Consider the following 18,987-nt stretch of genomic DNA (forward strand, 5'->3'; position numbering starts at 1 on the left):
CGTTAAAAACGCTAGAGGAGTCCGCCCCGATTGCAAATCGAGGCGAGCGTTTGCTTTACTTTCCGCTCGATTCCCGTTGCTGCACGATGCGGTCAAAGGCCGTCGCCAGGGCCGGGTCAAACGCGGCTTTCTTTTTCCAGGCGTCGGAGCCGTACACCCCCGCCTGCTGGTAATCGAAGGGCTTGAAGTTGATCTTGCGAAGTACCTTGGGGTTTTTGATGGTAAAATCAAAGGCCGCGGGATTGGCAAAACCCGGATCGGCCACGACGGAATTCTTGTCCTTGCCCGCGGCCTGCCACTCGGCCAGGGTTTGCTTGTTGAAAAGTACCTGGGCGCCGGGGCGCGTGTCCCAGTAGAGGTTCTGGTCGGAGGCGAGGTTGATCTGGTACCACTTGTTGAGCAGCAAGGTACCTGAGCCGTAGTAGACGATGTTGTTGGTGAAGGCAAACGACTGGTGCTCCTCCACCCGCGTGGCCTGGAGCTGCGCCCGGAGGTTGTTGGCAAAGATGTTGTTGCGGATGAGGTTCTCCTTGCCGTAGTGCTGGTGAAAGCCCGAATTTTTGCACTGGTACACCAGGTTGTTCTCCATCACCACGCCCGTAGAGCCTTCGTCGGTGTAGAGGCCCCAGCCGCCGTAGTCGAACGAGTACACGTGGTGGATCACGTTGTTGTTCACGACGGTACCTTCCGACGGCCCCAGCGTATACACCCCGCCCATGTCGCTAAGTACCCCCCAGCCCAGATGATGGATGTGGTTGTAAGCCACGCGGTTGCGCTTGGACGGCGAATGCTTGTAGCCCCAGATCCAACCCACCGACACGCCCGAATAGCGGAAGTCGGCCACCTCGTTGTGGGTAAGCTCGTTATCGTGGCCGTGAAAAATAATGAGCGCCACCGCGCAGGGAAACACGTGCCCCCCCGACCGCACGATGTTGTTGTCCACCGCGATGTGGTGCGAAATTTCGTCGGCCTTGGGTCGTAGCGTCGTTTCACCAATCTTGACGCCACTGGCTCCGAGGTCGTGCAGGTAGCAGCGCTCCACGCGGCCGTTGGCGCAGGCCCGCCGAAACCAGATCCCACTCCCGCCCGTGTGGGCTACTTCGCAGTTCACAAACGACACGTGGTCGGCGAAATCCAGCTGAATGGCCGCTTCGATGGGGGCCGCTGCCTGGGTAGGGTCTACGCCGGTGGCGGGCATCTGGTAGCTGGCTACCTGGAACGACAGGTTCTCGAACCGCAGGTGCTGCACCCGTTTTCCGGTTTTTTCGTCGCCCGCAATGATCACAAATTTTTCGTTCAGGGGAGCCAGGGCAGTCATTTGGTCGGGGCGCTCGCCGGGACGGGGCCGGTAGTAGAGGGTACCTGAGCGCTCCAGGTACCACTCGCCGGGCGCATCCAGGGCGGCTTTGAGGTTTTCAAACACAAAGAGCGACTTGGCGTTGATCTTGTTCCAGGGCTTCATGCCCTCACCCACCACGTACAGGGCCGTATCGGCGGCACTAAAGCCCGCGATGTACTTGCGGGTATTGTCCCAATTGTGGTAAAAGGTAATGACCACGTCGTGCAGTTCCGCGGGCGACAGCCCCGCCAGCCAGCGGGTACTTTCCGGCGGTAGGGCAATGCGCTGCACGGCCAGGTCGGCCCGGTAGATGCGGGCGGAATCCAGGACGGTCTCGGTGACGCGCCGGGGCTGAAAGAAACCCTCCGTTTGGGCGCGGGTAGCGCGCTGGCCGTTGACGTAGAGCTGCTCAAAGCGCCAGCCGTAGCGGCGCACCTCGGGTACGTCGGCCTTCCAGAGGCTATCCGAGATTTTCTCAAAAGTACCTATGGACATCCCTCCGTAGAAGACGGGGGCCTCACTCCCCTCACCCCGAAACACCAGCGGACTGGCCTCGGTACCCGAGTCTTCGGTAGTGAGCCGCAGCGGCTCGGCCATCCAGTAGGTACCGGCCCGCACCACCACCTCAATGGGCCGCGCCGGAGCCGACGCCCGGCGTAGCTGGCGGGCCTTGTCGCGCGCGCCTTGCAGCGTGGCCAGGGGTCTTTCGGCCGTGCCGGGGTTTTGGTCGCTGCCCGTGGGGGCTACGTAGAGTTGCTGGGAAAAGGCACTGGCGGCCAGGCCTAGCCACAGCCAAGAGAGGTACAGGAAAAAGGATTTCATAAAAAAGGAAAAGAAACGATTGACTACCCATAAAGGGGAGCAAAGCCGGAAGCATACTTGGTTAGCGGGCTGGTTTTTTAATGAAACCGCTGCGCTTATCGGTTGAATGTTTCCGGCCGCCGGGGTACCGGGCCGCCGGGCGCTAGGCTGTGGTTGATAAAAGTACCTCGCGTGCTTTTGGGTACGTCACTACCACTTGTTGCGTACCCAAAGGCACGCGGCCGGAGTCTTGAGGTACCTTGGCTATAAATATCGCGTGCCTACGGCACTTCATGCATTCATGATTACGTATCGCCTCGCTCGCGTTACTTTATACATTCGCAAGCCACTCGGCGGTCGGGTCAGGGTGGTTGGTAACAAAATTTTCTACAGAAGTACATTTCGCTCAAATCTGCCGGTACCTTACCAAAGATAGGTACCCTCAAAAGTACCAGGGCCTGGTGCTCTCCCCTACTTCCCCATTTCCTCCACCGGCTCGCAGAACCGCACCAGCTGCTCCACCAACGGTAGGTTTTTAGGTACCTGGTGCTGGTAGGGGTGGGTGGCGCGGAAGCGGGCGATCAGCTCGCGCTGCATGGTCTGGATCAGGCGGTCGTGGCGGCCCGAGGGAGCCAGGTTGCGGGTTTCGTGGGGGTCGTTTTTCAGGTCGTAGAGCCAGTGCGTGATGCCCGGCGCGCCGTGGCCGGTTTCGTAGCCTTGGCCCAGGTCGCTTTTGCCGCTGGTGAATACGTACTTCCAGTCGCGGCTGCGCAGCATCACTTTATTATCCACCAGGAATTCGGAGAAAACGTACTCCCGGTGTTCCTTGCCGGGTTGGTGTTTTTCACCAGCCCGTTTTTCCGCCTGCTTCAGGAGCGGTACCAGACTCTTGCCCTGCACGCCCTCGATGGACTTCACCCCCACGGCTTCGGTCAGGGTAGGTACCAGGTCGATAAACTCCACCAGGGCGTCACTGGTGCGGTTGGCGCCCAGCCGCCCGCCCGTCTGGATCAGCAGCGGGGCTTTCACGGCGGGCTCCCACATGGTGTGCTTCTCGAAGCGCTTGTGGTCGTTGAGCAGGTACCCGTGGTCGCCGATGTACACCACGATGGTGTCCTGCTCCAGCTGCTGCTCGCGCAGGGCGTTCAGCACCAGGCCCACGTTTTTGTCGAGGTAGGTGACGGAGGTGTAGTAGGCCGCAATGATGCCCCGCTTCTCGTCGTCGGTCAGGTCTTTGAATACCAGCGGAATCCAGCGGTCGTCCTCGGGACTCCCCTGCGGCAGCACCATGTCTTCGGGCTTGTACTGGCCCGTGTACTCGATGGGGAAGTCAAAGGGCGAGTGCGGCTCTTTAAAGCCCAGCCACAGGCAAAAGCGCCCGTCGCGGTGTTTTTGAATAAACTCCACCGCCTGGTTGGCGTAGAAAGTACCCTCGGCGTCGGCATCGTAGTAGGGCGCGGGCAGCGCGTCGGCGTTGAGCCAGATCCGCGCCGGATCCTTGAAAGGCCGCCAGGTACCTTTGGTACGCAGCTCGTCGGGGATTTTGCGCGGCGGGTGCGCCTGGCGGTGGGCCAGGTACTCGCGGCCTTCGATCCTGTGGTCGAAGCCGTGGTTTAATTTATTATTAAAATGATTTTTCCCGATGACGGCGCTCGTGAAACCCAGCGGCTTGAGGTGGTCGGCCAGGGTCGTTTGCTCTTCGGGAAAGGGCGTTTGCAGCAGCGTAACGCCCGTGGCGTGGGGTAGTTTGCCGGTCAGGAACGACTGCCGCGAGGGCGTACACACGGGCGAGTTGGCAAACGCGTGCGTGAAGCGTACCCCCCGCCGGGCCATTTCGTCGAGGTGGGGCGTGCGGATGCGCGGATTCCCGTAGCAGCCCAGCACGTCGGTGGAGTGGTCGTCGCCGATGATGAATACAATATGGCGGAATGCTTTCTCCTCTTTCAGCAAAGTACCTAGCAAACCCGGCAGCGCCAGGCTGGCCATCGACAAGGTACCCGTTGTTTTAAAAAAATGCCTTCTATTCATTCAATAAAGTGGGTTTAGGGAAAAAGTACCTTCATTTACTTCACTTTATAAAACACCCCATCGATGGTGGCATTGTGTCCAAACATGCCTTCGCAGTAGCCTTTTGTGTAGTTTACAAAGGCAAATTCTTTAAAAAATCGAATTCTAAATGCACAGTCATCGCTTTCGGGTACTTTGTAAATAAAATCGGTGGCCGCTCTGACCGTATCCGTTTCTATTTGCGCCATATTGCGCGCGGGGTCTTCCGTTACCGAAAAAATACCGAACGACATGTGACCTGGGCTCACTTGTGCAATGTCCAAATCGCCCTGGCGACCGGCTTCGGTGTATTGATAATGGTAGGCGCCGGTGATATTCTCTACGCTCGTTTCTATTCGTTCGGCTCGTATCAGCGTATCGACCTTGCTCATGGTCAAAGTCCATTCTTTCCTGGTTTTTGGCGAAAACCAATGACCCGTAAATACTTCGCCGCTGGACGTACCGGTTAGTATTCCGGTTATATTCCCCGTTTTATCAAACTCCATAAGTCTAAAATCTCCGCCTTCGTCCGTCGTGCCAATGATTCTAATGGGTACTTTTTCTTTTGTATCTACATAGGTTAGCTCACCCACCACCACTTCATCTTGGATTTGATAATGAAGAAAAACCGCTGTCTTTTCGTTGATCTTCCCTTCCCAGGCTACCTGATAATTTTCCTGTTCCGTCTTTTCAGCCTCCGCTATCGGCTGTTCTTTTTCAACTCCCGTCTGGGTTTCCGTTTGGCTATGGCAAGAAAGAAGTAAAATAAATCCAAGGTGGAGTAGTCTTTTCATTTTTAAATATTGAACAATAATGAGTCAGATTAAAAATGGCAGATTATTTGGTTGTAGATCTGTAAAAAAGGCTCATTTTCAGACACTTATCATAAGTATTTTGAAAATATCTCATCATTCCCTACTTAAAAACTTGCCTATTTCCACAAATCACTCTTAGCAAATAACCATTAGCTCTTCACTTAAAATAAGTTATGGTGTATTTTAGATTTATTCAACTAGAACATTTCAATATATAGCCAGTAGAGTAAAATTATTAACCAAACCTTTAACTACAAATAACATTTATATCTTCATTAATTCCTATCTACTTTTTTCTTTTAATTGTTGAAATATGATCTATTTTACGCTGTTCTTGGACGCTAATGCCTAACTTACTACATATTCTACTTCTTGTTTTATAGTCTACATCGAACATATACATATAGTCTATTACGAGATTTTGTAGTACAACAACGCTCAATTTATTTTTCTCCATATCATCCTTATATTTTTCAATAATATCGATATGTGAAACTATATTTGAATAACTTAGCTTAATTGCTAGATCGATTAATTTCACCGAATTGTATGGCTGTGCTTCAAGTGCTTTATCAAAACTATTTTTTAATTTGTCGTACCCAATTGCATTTGAAATTCTTTTCGTTATGCCAAATGATGTCATAAAACAGAGCCTGAACACAAAACTCTTTGAGGCTTCTTCAACTCCTTTTTCTAAACTATTCCTATCTCTAAAGTGTTTCTCCCTGATTAGCTGGCTTATATGCTCAACAATATCTCTAGAATTTTTTTGAAGTAATTGCAAATAAAAATCCAATGTTTTTAATCCAACATTATAAGTAGTAACAACTAAATTTAGTTTTTGCTCTCCATCTAATTCTCCTCAATGTTTCTTGGCGACTTGCCCTAAGATATCAATTGTCTTTAATGCTCCTGTAATTTTTGCAAGAAAATCTATGGTTGAAATATCATCCTCTAGTGAAAAGCTATCATAATCTGTCTCTTCTTCGTCAAGTTCCATTTCAAGTCTTTCATTTTCTTCCTGCTCTTGAAGGTCTGCACTCCTCTGTTTATCAACATTCACAATTTCCAAAACCTGTTGAGGTATTTTCTCCACTAACTCGTTAATTTCTTTTATTTCGTCTTGCAATTGCGCCACATCTGCTTCAGGCAGTAATGAATTTGCAATTTTAATTAGCTCACTAATTATAAAGTTATCTTTTGAAAGATGTGTTACAAACATTATGATACTCGCATATTCATCTCGAAACAAACGTAAGCACATTTTTGTCACAAGTTCCTTTATTTCTCTCTTGTTAGCAATTTCATTAGCAATATATTTTGCCACAAAAAAGTAGTAAACGTATTTCTCGTTAATATAAACACGACTATTTACATAGAGCAATTTAGCAGCATCAAATGTTTCAAGAATTACATCTTTACGATACACCAAATCATGCTTTTCACAATACATTTTATGAAACGCATCAAACTCATCAAGAGAAACATCTTTTACGCCTTGCTCAAATAGAAAGAAACAAAATTGCGTTAAGTAGTTATAATAAAGACTAATTTCTTTTCTGTCTTTAATTGCTTTGTTGAAACATTCGTTTATTAAGACTTCATAATAAAAACCGTGTATCGAGTAATTAGGGTTTTGAATATTCCCACTCTCAAGCGCTTGTAATATAGAAAGCAAGTAAAAGGGATAGGATGGAACATAATTCTTCCCAATAATAGATTTTATATAAGAAATACAAGCATCATTTTTTCTAAGAATCTCATTATGATCTTGAAAGCGCGATTCAACCCCAATCGTATTCCATTTATTAACCAAATCGTATCGAAACTTAGGCCCAAATTCTAGAATGGCATAAAGTTTAAAATTTTTGAAAGGGTCTTGTTTATTTAAATTCTCAATAATCATCAATGCATTACCTGTAATAATAATATTGCTATAAACCTTCTCTAAATTATTCATTAATACAGGCCAGTATTTGTTTTTTCCTTTAGTTGATTTATGAAAATCGTCAATGATGATTATAACTCTTGTAATATCAATTTCTGAAAGCTGAAAAGATGTTTCATACTGTTCCGATATTTTATTATTTATAATATTTTGTATTACTTCATGGCGTATATTAGAGCCAAAGTCTGTCCCATTTATTAGAACTGGGTAAAGTCCGAGTTCAAAATATTTTTGAAATAGATATTTACAATTTGCAGACTTACCCGCTAAATCATGTCCAACAAATACAAACTTTATCCCTTCTACGTCAATAGCACTTGTCAAATCATCTAGATTTTCAATCTTAGATATTGTAGACTTCTTTCCATTATTCAAGTCTTTAAGGTCGGGTGGAATATAAATATCTTCTAGTTGCAATTTATCTACTTTACTATGAGCAAATATTGCTTCAAAACTATTTAAAAACTCTTTGAAACTATCCTTTATTTCAGGTATTACATGTAGATTATTTTTTTTCGCATCAGGCACTAATTCAATTATCTTATTTTCTTCTCTTAGCGCATCTTTAACATAGCGCACTAAATCCATTCTAAGTTTCTTTTCAAAATCACTTGTTGAATCAAATGTCTTATGGTACGCCCCTAATCCTTCTATTTCTCTTCTAAAGTCTTTAACTTTTTGAGCTTGTATTAAATCTGAGTCTTGTGGAATAGGTGATGAATTAAAATAGAACATTATTTGAATATCGCCTTCCTTTGTGTATTTAGTATAAGCTAGTCGAAACTCCTCTTCTGTTCCAGAACCGCTTCTTCTTGTTGGCGAACCAAACTTTTTCCACATTATACCAATGAAAATTTGGTAATCATTTCCAATTTGTCTATTGATCACATCTTGTCCGTCCTCTCCAACAGACGGATATGTATCACTCTCCCATTTTAACAATTCAAGTCTGAAATTATCCCTTGAACCTATTGATTTATTAATTTCATCAACGGCTGCTTCTGCCGCCAGTCTTTCAGGTTCTGTATCGCCTGGTGAGGCTAAAAATATTTTAAATAGTTTCATTTATTATTTTTTATAGATTTAATGATTAAAGTATCATCCTCGTTTATATATCATTTCATAAATATATGCGTATTTTAGGGATCAAGTCAAATTTTTCGTCCCCTGTAAACCTTTCCATATTTTATATCCGTTCGCATATAAAACTTATGTATCAACTATTAATATTATATTTGCAATCTATGGTCTTTATAGCCCGAAAAAAAAGCATAGCGCATTTTGTGTTGCCGCTTTTTTGCAACAATACATAAATACGCGTACATTTACTATTGATTAGTGAGTTAGCTTGTAAACTCTTGCGCAGGCAAGACTCCATCAGCTTAAACAAGAGAAATGCACCAGGGTACTTTACAAACCTATTCCCTTTCCCTTATCAATAAAACTCTCCCAAGCTGGCTGTTTAGGTATCTTTACCCTTAATGTGCTCTCTCATTCCTTACCCTAAGTACCTCATCTCCCCAATCTACTTCCCAAACAACACCAGCCTGACCGACTGTGGCGGCATGAGCTGGTCGGGCCGTACGTTACCGGCTTCGGGCTCGTGGGCTTCCTGGGCTTTCAGGCCTTGCACGGTTACCTGCACGGACTGCGGCTTTTCGGTGAAGTTCCAGAGCATGACGCCCACCTGGTCGCCGTGGCGGTAGCCTTTGGCCAGCACGGCGTCGGTGGATACGGTGATGCCCTCGGTGTCGATGAAGGTACCTTCCCACACCATACGGGCAAAGCGCCGCTGAAAGGCCAGCAACAGCTGCATGTAGCTGCGGGCCACGGTGGGCGGGGTACTTTGCATCATGGGTACGTCGGGGGTGTAGTAGGCGGGATCGGCGTAGGCGGCGGGGCCGGGGAGGGAGTCGTGCAGGAGGTACTGTACGTCGGCCCGGTAGCGGCTTTCGAGCTCGTGGCGCAGGCCGTAGAGCGCCGCGTAGTTGGCGTTGAGGCGGTTTTGCATGGGCGTGGCGTGGCGCTGGGTAGCAACTACCTCCGGAAAGGTGTAGCGGAAAAGCTCCGGGTAGGTCACGCGCCGCTTCATCAGGGTCGTGAGGTCGGTGGTATCTTCGGTTTCGGCCGTGAATGGATTGCTGAAATTGTAGCCTTCGCCCCAGCCGTGGTGGTAGGCGATGCTCTCGCGCAGGCCGTCGAAGAAGCCCTCCGACATGATGACAAAGTCCGGGTTTTTGGCGCGCATGTGGTCGGCTATGTCCTTGAGCAGCTCGTAACGGCCGGTGGTGTAGGCCGTGGCCGGGGTCTGGTGCAGGTGGGTGGTATCGAAGCACTGGATGGGCCCCTGCACGCCCAGCTGGTCGTACAGAATACCGTCGGCCCCCAGGGCGTTGGCCTGCTCGGCCAGCTCCAACATGCGCTTGCGCCAGCCGACGCTGGCGTTGCAAGCCAGCACAAAGGTAACCGGCGTGGCGCTGTGGAATTTGCGGATGGCCGAGGTGTACGGCAGGCGCTGCTCGTTGACCATGATGACCTCGTTGCCGTTGTAGCGGTAGTACTCCGTGCCGGTGTCGATGAGCTGCCCGTTGGCGTAAAGTACCACGCGCTTGCCCTTGTTCTTGGCGTCCTGAATGCCCTTTTTGAGCGCCGAAGTACCTCCCATGAGCGGGTCGGGGAAGTAGTCGGGATAGAGGTAGTCGTGGCCGCCGTGGGCCCAGCCGAAGAGGCCGAGCACGTCCAGGTTCCAGGCGTCGGCGACGTCGGCCAGTTGGCCGAGGCTGTTGTAGTCCCACATCACGTCGCCGTTTTGTTGCTTCAAAATGGCGAGCAGCCAGCCGGAGTTGCCGCGCACCCATTCGGGAATGGGCACAGGCTGGAGGTGCTGATCGAACCAGCTCCGGTAAAGGCGGGCCGCCTGGTACCACTCGCCCGCGTAGGGACGGATCACCACCGGCGTGAGGGGTACTTCCTGACCGCCCGCACAAAAGGGATGCTGCTGCACGGAAAACGAAAACGCCTTTTTGTCCTGGTTGTAGGTCGCGCTGAGGCGCTTGGCCCCGCGCTGGGGGTCGTGGCTGGCTACGTATAGTCCGCCCCGGCGATTGGTCAGCGTAAACCAAGGCATGGTACCCGAGCCGCTGGGGTAGTTGAAGGAGCGGCTGCCCAGGGTAGAGAGGTCGGTGAAGCGCTGGCCCAGGCCCACGGGCCAGTAGAGCGTTAGGGAGTCGGCTTCCGTGGGGGTACTTTCCCAGTCGGGTAGTTGCACGGTCCGTACCACCCAGCTTTTCTCCTGATTGTTGATGCTGCCGCTGATCTGGAAGGCGTCGTCGACCACGGCGATGTCCAGCGTGAGCGCTACTTGATAGACCTGGTTTCCCTGCCTGAGTTCCGGGTACGAAATCCGCAGGCCGTTGTCGCGCGCTTGAAACTGCGGCGTCTGCGCTCCAGCCTTCACGTTGACGGTCTGCCCCGCGAAGCCACGGTGATCCGGCAACCACAGCTGCACCAGCCACCAGTCTTTGTTGACGGAAGTCAGCGTAGGCAGGCCCGCCTGGCCGGGACGGAGCGTAAAGGTACCCTGCGCGCTGATTTCCAAGGTACCTTCTGCGCTCTTGAGTTGGTAGGGCTGGGCGTTCAAAGTACCCCCCAGGGCCCAAAGTACCCCTAGCAGGCAGTAACGAACAGGTAGTGGAGAGGGCGTAAAAAAAGCGCGCAGTGGATTAGTCATCGTGGTAAAAGGTTTAGGTAAAGTACCTATTGCTTAAGGTACTTTACAATACTCAGTTTTGAAAATAGGATTGGGCGTTGGCGGGGCGGATGTCGGTGAGGGTACCCTGGTAGTGGCGCAGCTCGCGGGGCTCGTAGGGGTACTTTTTCAGGGCTTCCAGGTTGAGATCGATGCCCAGACCGGGGCGGTCGGGTATGACCATCTCGCCCTGCTCGAAACGTACCTGCTCCGTGCTGATTTCGGCGCGCCAGGGTACGTCGCTGCTCATGGTTTCGAGCAGGTAAAAGTTGGGCGTGCAGGCGGCCAGTTGCAGCGTGGCGGCGTTGGCCACCGGGCCGCTGGGGTTGTGCGGACAAATAGGAATGTGGTAGGCTTCGGCCCAGGCGGCGATTTTGCGCAGCTCGCTGATACCCCCGGCGTGCGAGACGTCCGGCTGGATGTAGTCGGCGGCTTTGAGCTCGAACAGCGACCGGAACTCCCAGCGGTTGTAGAGCCGCTCGCCCGCCGAAATGGGTACCGGCACCCGCCGCTTCACTTCGGCCAGGCCTTCGAGGTTTTGCGGGGGCAGGGGTTCTTCAAACCAAAGAATATCAAACGTACCCAGCGCCTGCCCGATCCGGACGGCCGTGGGTACGTCGAACCGCCCGTGGCCTTCGATGATCAGATCCGCCTTGCCCCTGGTGGCCTCCCGCACCGCCGCCACGCAGTCGAGCGCCTGCCGCAAAGTACCCTGGTCGATGGTGAGGTAGGCCGAGCCGAAGGGGTCCCACTTGAGGGCCTTGAAACCCTGCTGGATGGCCTGCGCGGCCTTTTCGGCAAATTCGTCGGGCGTGCGGGCCGGGGCAAACCACCCATTGGCGTAGCAGGGTACTTGGTCGCGCACTTTGCCGCCCAGCAGCTGGTACACGGGTACGTTCAGCTCTTTGCCCAAAATATCCCACAGCGCCATTTCCACGGCCGAAAGCGCGCTCATGAGTACCGGCCCACCGCGCCAGTAGGCGTCGCGGTACACTTGGTGCCAGAGGGCCTCGATGTTGCGTGGATCTTTCCCCACCAGGAGGCGCTCCAGCTCCTGGCAGGCCTGCGCCACTGTCAGTTCTTTGTATTCAAGGGTCGCTTCGCCCACGCCGTAGAGGCCGTCCACGTCTGTCATGACCCGCACAAAAACCCAGTTGGTGCGGTAGGCGTGGCAGATGTAGGTTTCTATTTTTTTGATGATCATACGAACGTCGTTGCTTTTTTGGAAGAAGAAATAAACCAGGTAATGGCTACGCAAATACCCGCCACCAGGTAGGCCACACTCAGGCTCGACAACCCGCCCGACAGCCCCCAGGTAGGTTTCATGACGCCCAGCAAATACGGCGACAAGGAGCCCACCAGAAAAGCCGCCATGGCCATGAGCCCCGACGAGGTAGCCCGATAGGCGGGTGCTACCACATCGAAGAGCGTAGCGTAAATGTTGGCGTCGTACACGCCCCGGCAGAAGCCAAAGGCGGCCAGCGCCACGTAGGTACCCGTCAGGGAGGTACTTTGGCCCATGTACCAGATGAAAGGTACCCCCAGCAGCAGGGCGCACGCCTGAAGGACCAGCCGTCCCCGGGCGCTACGGCGCGCCAGCCGGTCGGAGCCCAGGCCACCCAAAAGCACCCCAAAGAACGCGAAGAGGTGGTGGTAAAACATGGAATGAAAGCCCGCCTGGGTCAGCGACAGGCGAAACTGCTCGTGCAGAAAAGTGGGCATCCAGGTAAGGTACCCTACGTTGACCAGCACCATGCCCGCAAAGGCGGCCGTCAGCAGCCAGGCGCGGGGCTCGGCGGCAAACGCCCGGATGCCCGCCCGCCAGTCGGGTACCTCCAAGGTACCTGTAGCACGGGCGGGTGCGCTGCGCAGGCGTAGCATCAGCAGCCCCGCCAGCCCCACGCCTACACCACCAAAGACGTAGAAAGTAGTTTTCCAGCCGTAGCGCTCGCCGAGCCAGGCACCCAGCCAGCCGCTCAGTACCACGCCCGCGTACAGGGCAGTCTGGTGAATGGACAGCGCCACGGCCCGGCTTTTGGTGTGGTGGTCGCCCAGGAGGGCGTTGGCGGCGGGCGCGTAAAAGGCTTCTCCCCCACCTACCGCGATACTTCGGAGGAAGATCAGGTGCCACAGCAGGGTACTTATTCCGGTGACGAAGGTAGCCGCGCTCCATACCAGCAGGCTCACGCACAGGATCGTCTTGCGGTTGAAGCGATCGCCCACGACGCCCGCCACCGGAATGCAGAGACCAATCACCAGCACGAAGAGCGACGCCACCAGGCCCAGCTGCGCGTCGGTCAGTTGCAAGTCGGCCTTGATGAGGGGCAGCACGACGTTGAAGATCTGGCGGTCGGCCTGGTTGAAGAAAAAAGCCAGCCAGAGCCAAAACAGTAGTTCCCATTTATACCAAGTATCTTTCATAGGCTAGCGCATGTACATCCCGCCGTTGATGTCGAGGGTGGTACCCGTGATGTAGTTGCCGCCCTCGCCGCACAGAAACGCCACGGCCAGGCCGATTTGCCGGGGGGTACCTAGCCCCAGCGGCACCGACTCGCTCAGCTTCTCGATACCCTCGGGGCCGTGGGTTTTCAGCAGCAGTTCGGTTTCGATGATGCCCGGCGCAATGGCGTTGACCGTAATACCCAGCGGGGCGGCCGTGCGGGCCAGGGTTTTGGTAAAGCCCAACATGCCGCTCTTGGTGGCGGCGTAGTGGACGTGGCCAAACAGCGCTCCCTGCTCCCCTACCACCGAGCTGATGTTGACAATACGGCCCGACCGCTGGCCCGACATGAGCTCCATGGCCTCTTTGGCACAAAGGAAACAGCTGGTGAGGTTGGTACTGAGGAGGTAGTTCCAGTCGTCGGTGCTGGCCTCGAAGATGGTTTTGGCCTGCGAGGTACCCGCGTTATTGACCAAAATATCCAGCCGCCCGAAGTCGGTCTTGATTTGCTGAAACATCGCCCTGACCTCCTCCTCTACACTCACGTCGGCCTGGATGAGGGTGACCCGGCGGCCCATTTCGGCAATGCGCGCGGCTACTACGTCGCCTTCCAGGTTGGGTTTTTTATCATTGAGAATAATATCCGCCCCTTTTTCGGCCAGCGTAAGGGCGATCCCTTTGCCAATACCCCGGGCCGAGCCCGTTACGAGCGCTATTTTACCTTCTAATTCTAACATGAACGTGGATCATGAGACGTTTGAACACGATTCTATTTTGGCAATTTGTACTTTTATTTTTTTTCAAACAGAGGACCCAAGGTACCTCAATCGGTCTGCAAAATCGTGATACCCATCAGACCGACCACCACTTCCTGCGACAAAGCCTTGAGCTCAACCGATTGTAACTCAACCCCTTTTTTAAGCCTTCTATTGAGTAACATGGCCCGGCAATTCTGGCCTAACTGCACCGTTTCGGGCAGGGGCCTGGGTACACAAAATGCATCTACTTCGGCCAAGTAGTCACTCCTGGCCATCTGTCCCGGAGCCCGAGCCAACGAGGTAATGGGGGAAAGATTCCAGTAGTTATGTGGGGGAACGAGTGACAGCGAGTCGCGGGAGCCGTCGGCGTAGTTCAAATAAATAACCGCATTGGCAATGGCACACTGCATAGGGTTAGTCGATCCGCAAACAAGAAAATACGCCGCTTTGCCTTTTTTATTGACTGAAAAGGTAACATCGTTTGGCCAGTTGTCCCATAAAGAAGCAAAGGCAATATTTTTTTCTAATCCCATCCATTGAAATGGGACTCCTTGCTTGGTCAGTAAGGTTGTATTTTTTCCTGTTGCCTGTAAATTAGCTGAATCCAATTTGATGGCAGGAGCTTTGCTTCCCCAATACAAAAAAGTCCAGGGGGAGTAGCCATCCGTTCCAATCCGGACAGACACCGTATTGGGCCGGGGAGAAAGGTACTTTTGTTGATAAATAGTCCGAACATCCGCGTTGAGATCATTTTTGATATTTATACAATCCCAGGATGCGTTTAAAGGTACTTCCTTAAGGGACTTGTCGTGCTCTTTTTGCTCTCCTTCCGGGTCGGTGATCTTGAGGCGGTAAATGCGTAGTTGGGGATGCTGCCCGTTTTTCACGTATACGCTTAGGGAGTGGTTGCCGGTATTTTGTCCTACCCTGGCTTCAAGTACGTTTTTCTTGTACGTTACATGTTGAAGAATTTGCTCCGCATCAGCGACAGAAACGATTTCGCCCTGCTTGATTTTTAATCTTAGCTTCTCGCCTACCTTCTTATGGATTTTTTCTTCCTGATGGTAAACCCGTTTCCCTTTTCCTACGATGACGATCTTCGCCGTTGTTGTTATCTCCGACTTTACATGGATCATTGAACGGCCAATACCTGGGCGAAGCTGCCAATCTACCTTTTTGTCATTCACAAACACTGCAGTTATATGCTCAAAATCAGCCGGAAGAAACAAGCTCAACGTGGCGGCTTTTTTCAAGGAGATATAATACCGGCTTTCGCGATCGCTCCTTTTGTAATCCAGGGCGTAGTCAGGTACCTGAATGGCTGCGCTATCCCAGGCTACCGGAAAAGTAGGCGCTATCTTGACCACGCCGTTGGGGTAGTCCGGCCGGTAGCCAAACAGCCCCTCCACCAACGTCCTGACGAACATGTGCGCGCAGTCGCCGAAATCCGTTCCGCTGCCAGCGCCCAGGTTGCCGGGAACGGCTCCATTGTAGGCGGTTTCCAGGTAGGTACCTTTAAAAACCTCGTATCCTTCGTCACCCAGGCCGGCTTGAAAGTAGGCGAGCGCCAAATGGTAGTTGTCGCCGGGGTACCTTTCCCGAATGGACCAAATACCCGGCACCCAGTTGGAGGTCCACACCTGCCGCCCCCCTAAGGGCATGGGGTCGTTCTGCAAGGCGTATTTGGTATAATACAGCGACGAAATGGCCTGCACCGAATCCACCAGCCCTACGTCGACCGGCAGGAATATACTGTACAGCCAGGGGTCTACATGTACCCTTTGGTAGCCTCCCTGCTCCTTGTACGATCCGGAATGGCCCTTTGACGGGAGCCAAAGGTTCCTGAAAAAGCTCGTCCGTATTTTGTCCAGTACGGCGTTGTGAAAATCAACGGCGGGTTGGTCGTTGCGTTGCCGCGCCATATCCCGCGCCGCCAGGTGCCCCCGGTACGCAAAGGACGTTTCTTCGGCGGTTCCGCCTCCGTTGTACCACTGCGAGTCGGTGGGCCAGGTATTGACGTAGCTTTCGTACAATCCGTCGCCATCCGGGTCAAAGCATTCCGTTTGCCATTGCAGGTGAAGCGTTAGCGCTGGACTTAGGATGCGCTGCAGGGCGGTGTCCCCCGTGGCCCTCCAGGCGCTGATGAGCTGATCAAAAAAGAGCGGTTGAAAATTATGAATATCCTGGTTCCGAGCAATGTATCCCACTCCGTATAACCTCGATTGATTACTTTGTTTGGTCAAAAGCTTGGTTTCGTCGGCGGCGGGCCGGGTCTTGTCCGATTGCTGTATCTGATAAGGGAGGTAGTAGTGCGCTTGCTGTAATACCCGCTCGTGCCAACCGTACATAATCCCACCGTAGACGGTCCGCCAGCCAGGATAGGGTTCGTTCCACAACATGGCTCCGTGCAAATAAACCGAATCTTTAAACAGGCTGCTGATCACCGTATTCGACAAGGGGGCCAACGCATTGAGGTGGTGGTCCGGCGTAGCAACCGCTACCTGCTCGGTGATCCTGGTCGCGTTTCGGCAGGAGGTATCCCACAGGGCACGGGCTGACACTTCGGACGGAATGCCGGTGGGGTTGGTAAGTACTTCAAAAGCCCAGTAAAAATCCAGCGCTTCCTTTTTTAAATCAATCTCACCCACCGCCAGGGGTACTTTAGCTTCCGTCAGATCATCCCAGGTAGTAAAATCACGAATGACATCGGCCTCTTTTACCAGTACCTCTGACTCCTTAGGAAATTGGCCCGCCACGAATACATCGCTGGATTTACCCCCAACGGTTGATCTTATAAAAAGCCGTTTCTCCTCTATTTCAATGCTGTTATTTTTACATTCTTCGGCGCTAAAATTCCATTTTGAAAGCTCCGGATACCCCATTATATCAAGCTCCCAGGCCAAGTTCCTATCTACTTCCTTGCCCCTATTTTTCTTGCTTTTATAGCTAATTCCTCCGTAGGCCCAAAAGAGCTTATCGGATGCTTGGGCCTGATTGACCGAAAGGCGAATAGCGCAGCCCGTTAAAGAGTCCATAGGTACTACGGCAAGTGTGAGTACCAAATTGGGAAACGCCGGGTCTTCTAAGATCCACTCGATCCTATTGCCACTATAACTAGATTTCGACTTCTTGAAATCAATCAATAATTTGGATTTTCCGTCTCGGGCAAACCCGGCCATAAAAGTACCGCATAGGTATGGACTTGATACAAGCCGAATCAAAGGTTTATCCCCCGCCAGAACAAAGGTACCGGCCTTAGAGCCGTAGAGGGGCCGATTATTAAAGTACCCTTTATTTAACCCAACCACACGAGTACCTTCCGCAAAATAAGGGGTTCTTGGCCCATCCAGCTGACCATAAGCAGTAAAATAACTACCCATAATCAGCAGGAACACCAGTGCACTAGGGGGCTTTATGTTTATCATTTCAACCTTGTCAACTCGCTGTCAGTATCCGACCGCTGATTTTAAAACTACCCCAGGTACCTTCTTTTGAGCCAAACGTACCTGGGGCTTTGGGTAGGCCGGCCAGTCGTGCAGCCGCTTAGGCCACCAGGTACTTGGCTGGCTTGTCCCATCAGGTACCCCCGGCTGCTTCTCCCTCCTCAATACCCCGGATTTTGGTCGGCCTGGGTCAGGGAAGTGTTGGCGTTGATTTCGGCCAGCGGAATGGGGAACAGGGTGGCCCGCTCGTTGATATTCTTGCCCTGGGTTTTCAGAATGGCCGGAAACTGTCCCGTCCGCATCAGGTCGAACAACCGGCGGTTTTCGATCACAAACTCCAGGCTCCGCTCCCGGAGTACGGCCGACCGGAAGGCCTCCCGGCTTAGTCCGGCGGGTAGATCCTGCGCCGATACGGTGCCGAGCGGCAGCCCGTAGCCCCGCCGACGTACCTGATTGATGGCCGCGTAGGCCTCAGCCGTGGGAGCGCCCGCCGCCTGCGAAGCCGCCTCGGCGTAGATGAGCAGCACGTCGGCGTAGCGGTACACGATGGGGTTGAGCGGACAGCTCGACTCGTTCACTTCGTTGGGGGCGTTGTACTTGCCAAAAGCCGGGAAGGGGCGCTCCGTGTTATACACGTTGATGGTTTGTCCGGCTTTGTTGACGAAGCGATCGTAGACCGTAAAGGCCCGCCGCTTGTCGTTTTCGTCCCAGTTCAGCCACATGTCCGACTTCTCCTCCACCGACCACACCTGTACGCCGTTGGCGCAGTTGGGGTTGGTAGTACCTCCCGCGTGGGCAAACGACGCCAGCCAGTTGCCGATGGTGTTGCCATCAAACTGGATCGAGAAGATAATTTCGGCGTTGTTCTCGTTGTTTACGGCAAAAACCCGCGTAAAGTCTGTAAGTAGTTGGTGGTTGCCCACATCCATCACCGCCTTGGCCTTGCTGGCGGCTTCCGGCCAGCGCTCCAGGGTCAGGTACACGTCGGCCAGGAGCGTCTGGGCCGCGCTCTTGGTCACGCGCCCTACTTCAATGCCCGTACGGCTCGTGGGCAGGGTACTTTCGGCTTGCAGCAGGTCGGCGATGATCTGCTCGTAAATAACTTCTTTGCTGGCCTTGGGGCTGTTGGTTTGGTCTACGGTTTCGATCTCGTCGGTAGTAAAAGGTACTCCGCCGAAGAGCCGCACGAGGTTGAAGTAGTTGTAGGCCCGGATGAAGTAACACTCCCCCATCAACGACGCCCGCCGGGTGGCATCCATGTCGATCCCCGGAATGCGCTTGATGCCCGTATTGGCACGGTTGATGCCCCGGTACATCTGCACCCAGAGGTTGGTGGTGAAGGGGTGGTCGGCGGCCATGTTGAAGTTATCCATCTCCTGAAACTGCGGGTTCCGACCGATCGTAACCTGGTCGTCGGCCAGCAGGCACACGTTGTACAAATTACGCCGGTAGTAGTTGTCCGAAACAAAGGGCTCGTAGGCGGCAATGACGGCCGCGTCGGCATCGGCGGCGGTTTTATAAAAATTGACCGTTGAAATAAAGCTGAATACCTCTTCCTGGAGCGGCTCGTTACAGCTGGTAAGCAGGCCCACGGAAAGCGACAGGGTGAGCCAGGACTTCCGGGTATGTAGATGCGTTAGCAAGTTCAT

The 18,987-nt window shown here is 52.7% G+C and carries 11 protein-coding genes; all 11 read right to left on the bottom strand.

Annotated features, from left to right (window positions below; translation table 11 throughout):
* Positions 1-55 precede the first annotated feature (55 nt).
* Positions 56-2,161, bottom strand: a complete 2,106-nt coding sequence (locus tag HNQ92_RS10655) for a right-handed parallel beta-helix repeat-containing protein (RefSeq protein WP_184174011.1) — start codon at positions 2,159-2,161, stop codon at positions 56-58.
* Positions 2,162-2,611: 450 nt separating this feature from the next.
* Positions 2,612-4,168 (bottom strand): sulfatase family protein, encoded by a 1,557-nt coding sequence (locus HNQ92_RS10660; protein WP_184174012.1) that lies wholly within the window; start codon positions 4,166-4,168, stop codon positions 2,612-2,614.
* A 35-nt stretch (positions 4,169-4,203) separates the two neighbouring features.
* Entirely contained in the window at positions 4,204-4,980 is a 777-nt protein-coding gene (locus tag HNQ92_RS10665) for a hypothetical protein (protein WP_184174013.1), read from the bottom strand.
* Between the two features lie 307 nt (positions 4,981-5,287).
* A complete protein-coding gene (locus HNQ92_RS10670) occupies positions 5,288-5,785 on the bottom strand; it encodes a hypothetical protein (RefSeq protein ID WP_184174014.1) in 498 nt (165 codons plus the stop codon).
* 78 nt (positions 5,786-5,863) lie between these two features.
* Entirely contained in the window at positions 5,864-8,014 is a 2,151-nt protein-coding gene (locus HNQ92_RS10675; protein ID WP_184174015.1) for a hypothetical protein, read from the bottom strand.
* 460 nt (positions 8,015-8,474) lie between these two features.
* Positions 8,475-10,679 (bottom strand): DUF6259 domain-containing protein, encoded by a 2,205-nt coding sequence (locus HNQ92_RS10680; RefSeq protein WP_184174016.1) that lies wholly within the window; start codon positions 10,677-10,679, stop codon positions 8,475-8,477.
* A 52-nt stretch (positions 10,680-10,731) separates the two neighbouring features.
* Complete coding sequence (dgoD, locus tag HNQ92_RS10685) at positions 10,732-11,901, bottom strand: galactonate dehydratase (protein ID WP_184174017.1); 1,170 nt, start codon at positions 11,899-11,901, stop codon at positions 10,732-10,734.
* Positions 11,898-13,118, bottom strand: a complete 1,221-nt coding sequence (locus HNQ92_RS10690) for an MFS transporter (protein WP_184174018.1) — start codon at positions 13,116-13,118, stop codon at positions 11,898-11,900. The genes dgoD and HNQ92_RS10690 overlap by 4 nt, the downstream gene beginning before the upstream one ends.
* Before the next feature lie 3 nt (positions 13,119-13,121).
* Positions 13,122-13,874, bottom strand: a complete 753-nt coding sequence (locus HNQ92_RS10695) for an SDR family NAD(P)-dependent oxidoreductase (RefSeq protein WP_184174019.1) — start codon at positions 13,872-13,874, stop codon at positions 13,122-13,124.
* Between the two features lie 86 nt (positions 13,875-13,960).
* Positions 13,961-17,320 (bottom strand): DUF4450 domain-containing protein, encoded by a 3,360-nt coding sequence (locus HNQ92_RS10700; RefSeq protein WP_343062985.1) that lies wholly within the window; start codon positions 17,318-17,320, stop codon positions 13,961-13,963.
* Between the two features lie 179 nt (positions 17,321-17,499).
* Entirely contained in the window at positions 17,500-18,987 is a 1,488-nt protein-coding gene (locus tag HNQ92_RS10705) for a RagB/SusD family nutrient uptake outer membrane protein (protein WP_184174021.1), read from the bottom strand.

This window comes from Rhabdobacter roseus (assembly GCF_014202275.1).
Classification (GTDB): Bacteria; Bacteroidota; Bacteroidia; order Cytophagales; family Spirosomataceae; genus Rhabdobacter; species Rhabdobacter roseus.

Excerpts from the sequence above, each read along its gene's own strand:
- HNQ92_RS10695 (WP_184174019.1), bottom strand. The coding sequence starts at position 13,874 with ATGTTAGAATTAGAAGGTAAAATAGCGCTCGTAACGGGCTCGGCCCGG.
- dgoD (WP_184174017.1), bottom strand. The coding sequence starts at position 11,901 with ATGATCATCAAAAAAATAGAAACCTACATCTGCCACGCCTACCGCACC.
- HNQ92_RS10700 (WP_343062985.1), bottom strand. The coding sequence starts at position 17,320 with ATGATAAACATAAAGCCCCCTAGTGCACTGGTGTTCCTGCTGATTATG.
- HNQ92_RS10675 (WP_184174015.1), bottom strand. The coding sequence starts at position 8,014 with ATGAAACTATTTAAAATATTTTTAGCCTCACCAGGCGATACAGAACCT.
- HNQ92_RS10680 (WP_184174016.1), bottom strand. The coding sequence starts at position 10,679 with ATGACTAATCCACTGCGCGCTTTTTTTACGCCCTCTCCACTACCTGTT.
- HNQ92_RS10690 (WP_184174018.1), bottom strand. The coding sequence starts at position 13,118 with ATGAAAGATACTTGGTATAAATGGGAACTACTGTTTTGGCTCTGGCTG.
- HNQ92_RS10705 (WP_184174021.1), bottom strand. The coding sequence starts at position 18,987 with ATGAACTTGCTAACGCATCTACATACCCGGAAGTCCTGGCTCACCCTG.
- HNQ92_RS10655 (WP_184174011.1), bottom strand. The coding sequence starts at position 2,161 with ATGAAATCCTTTTTCCTGTACCTCTCTTGGCTGTGGCTAGGCCTGGCC.
- HNQ92_RS10660 (WP_184174012.1), bottom strand. The coding sequence starts at position 4,168 with ATGAATAGAAGGCATTTTTTTAAAACAACGGGTACCTTGTCGATGGCC.
- HNQ92_RS10665 (WP_184174013.1), bottom strand. The coding sequence starts at position 4,980 with ATGAAAAGACTACTCCACCTTGGATTTATTTTACTTCTTTCTTGCCAT.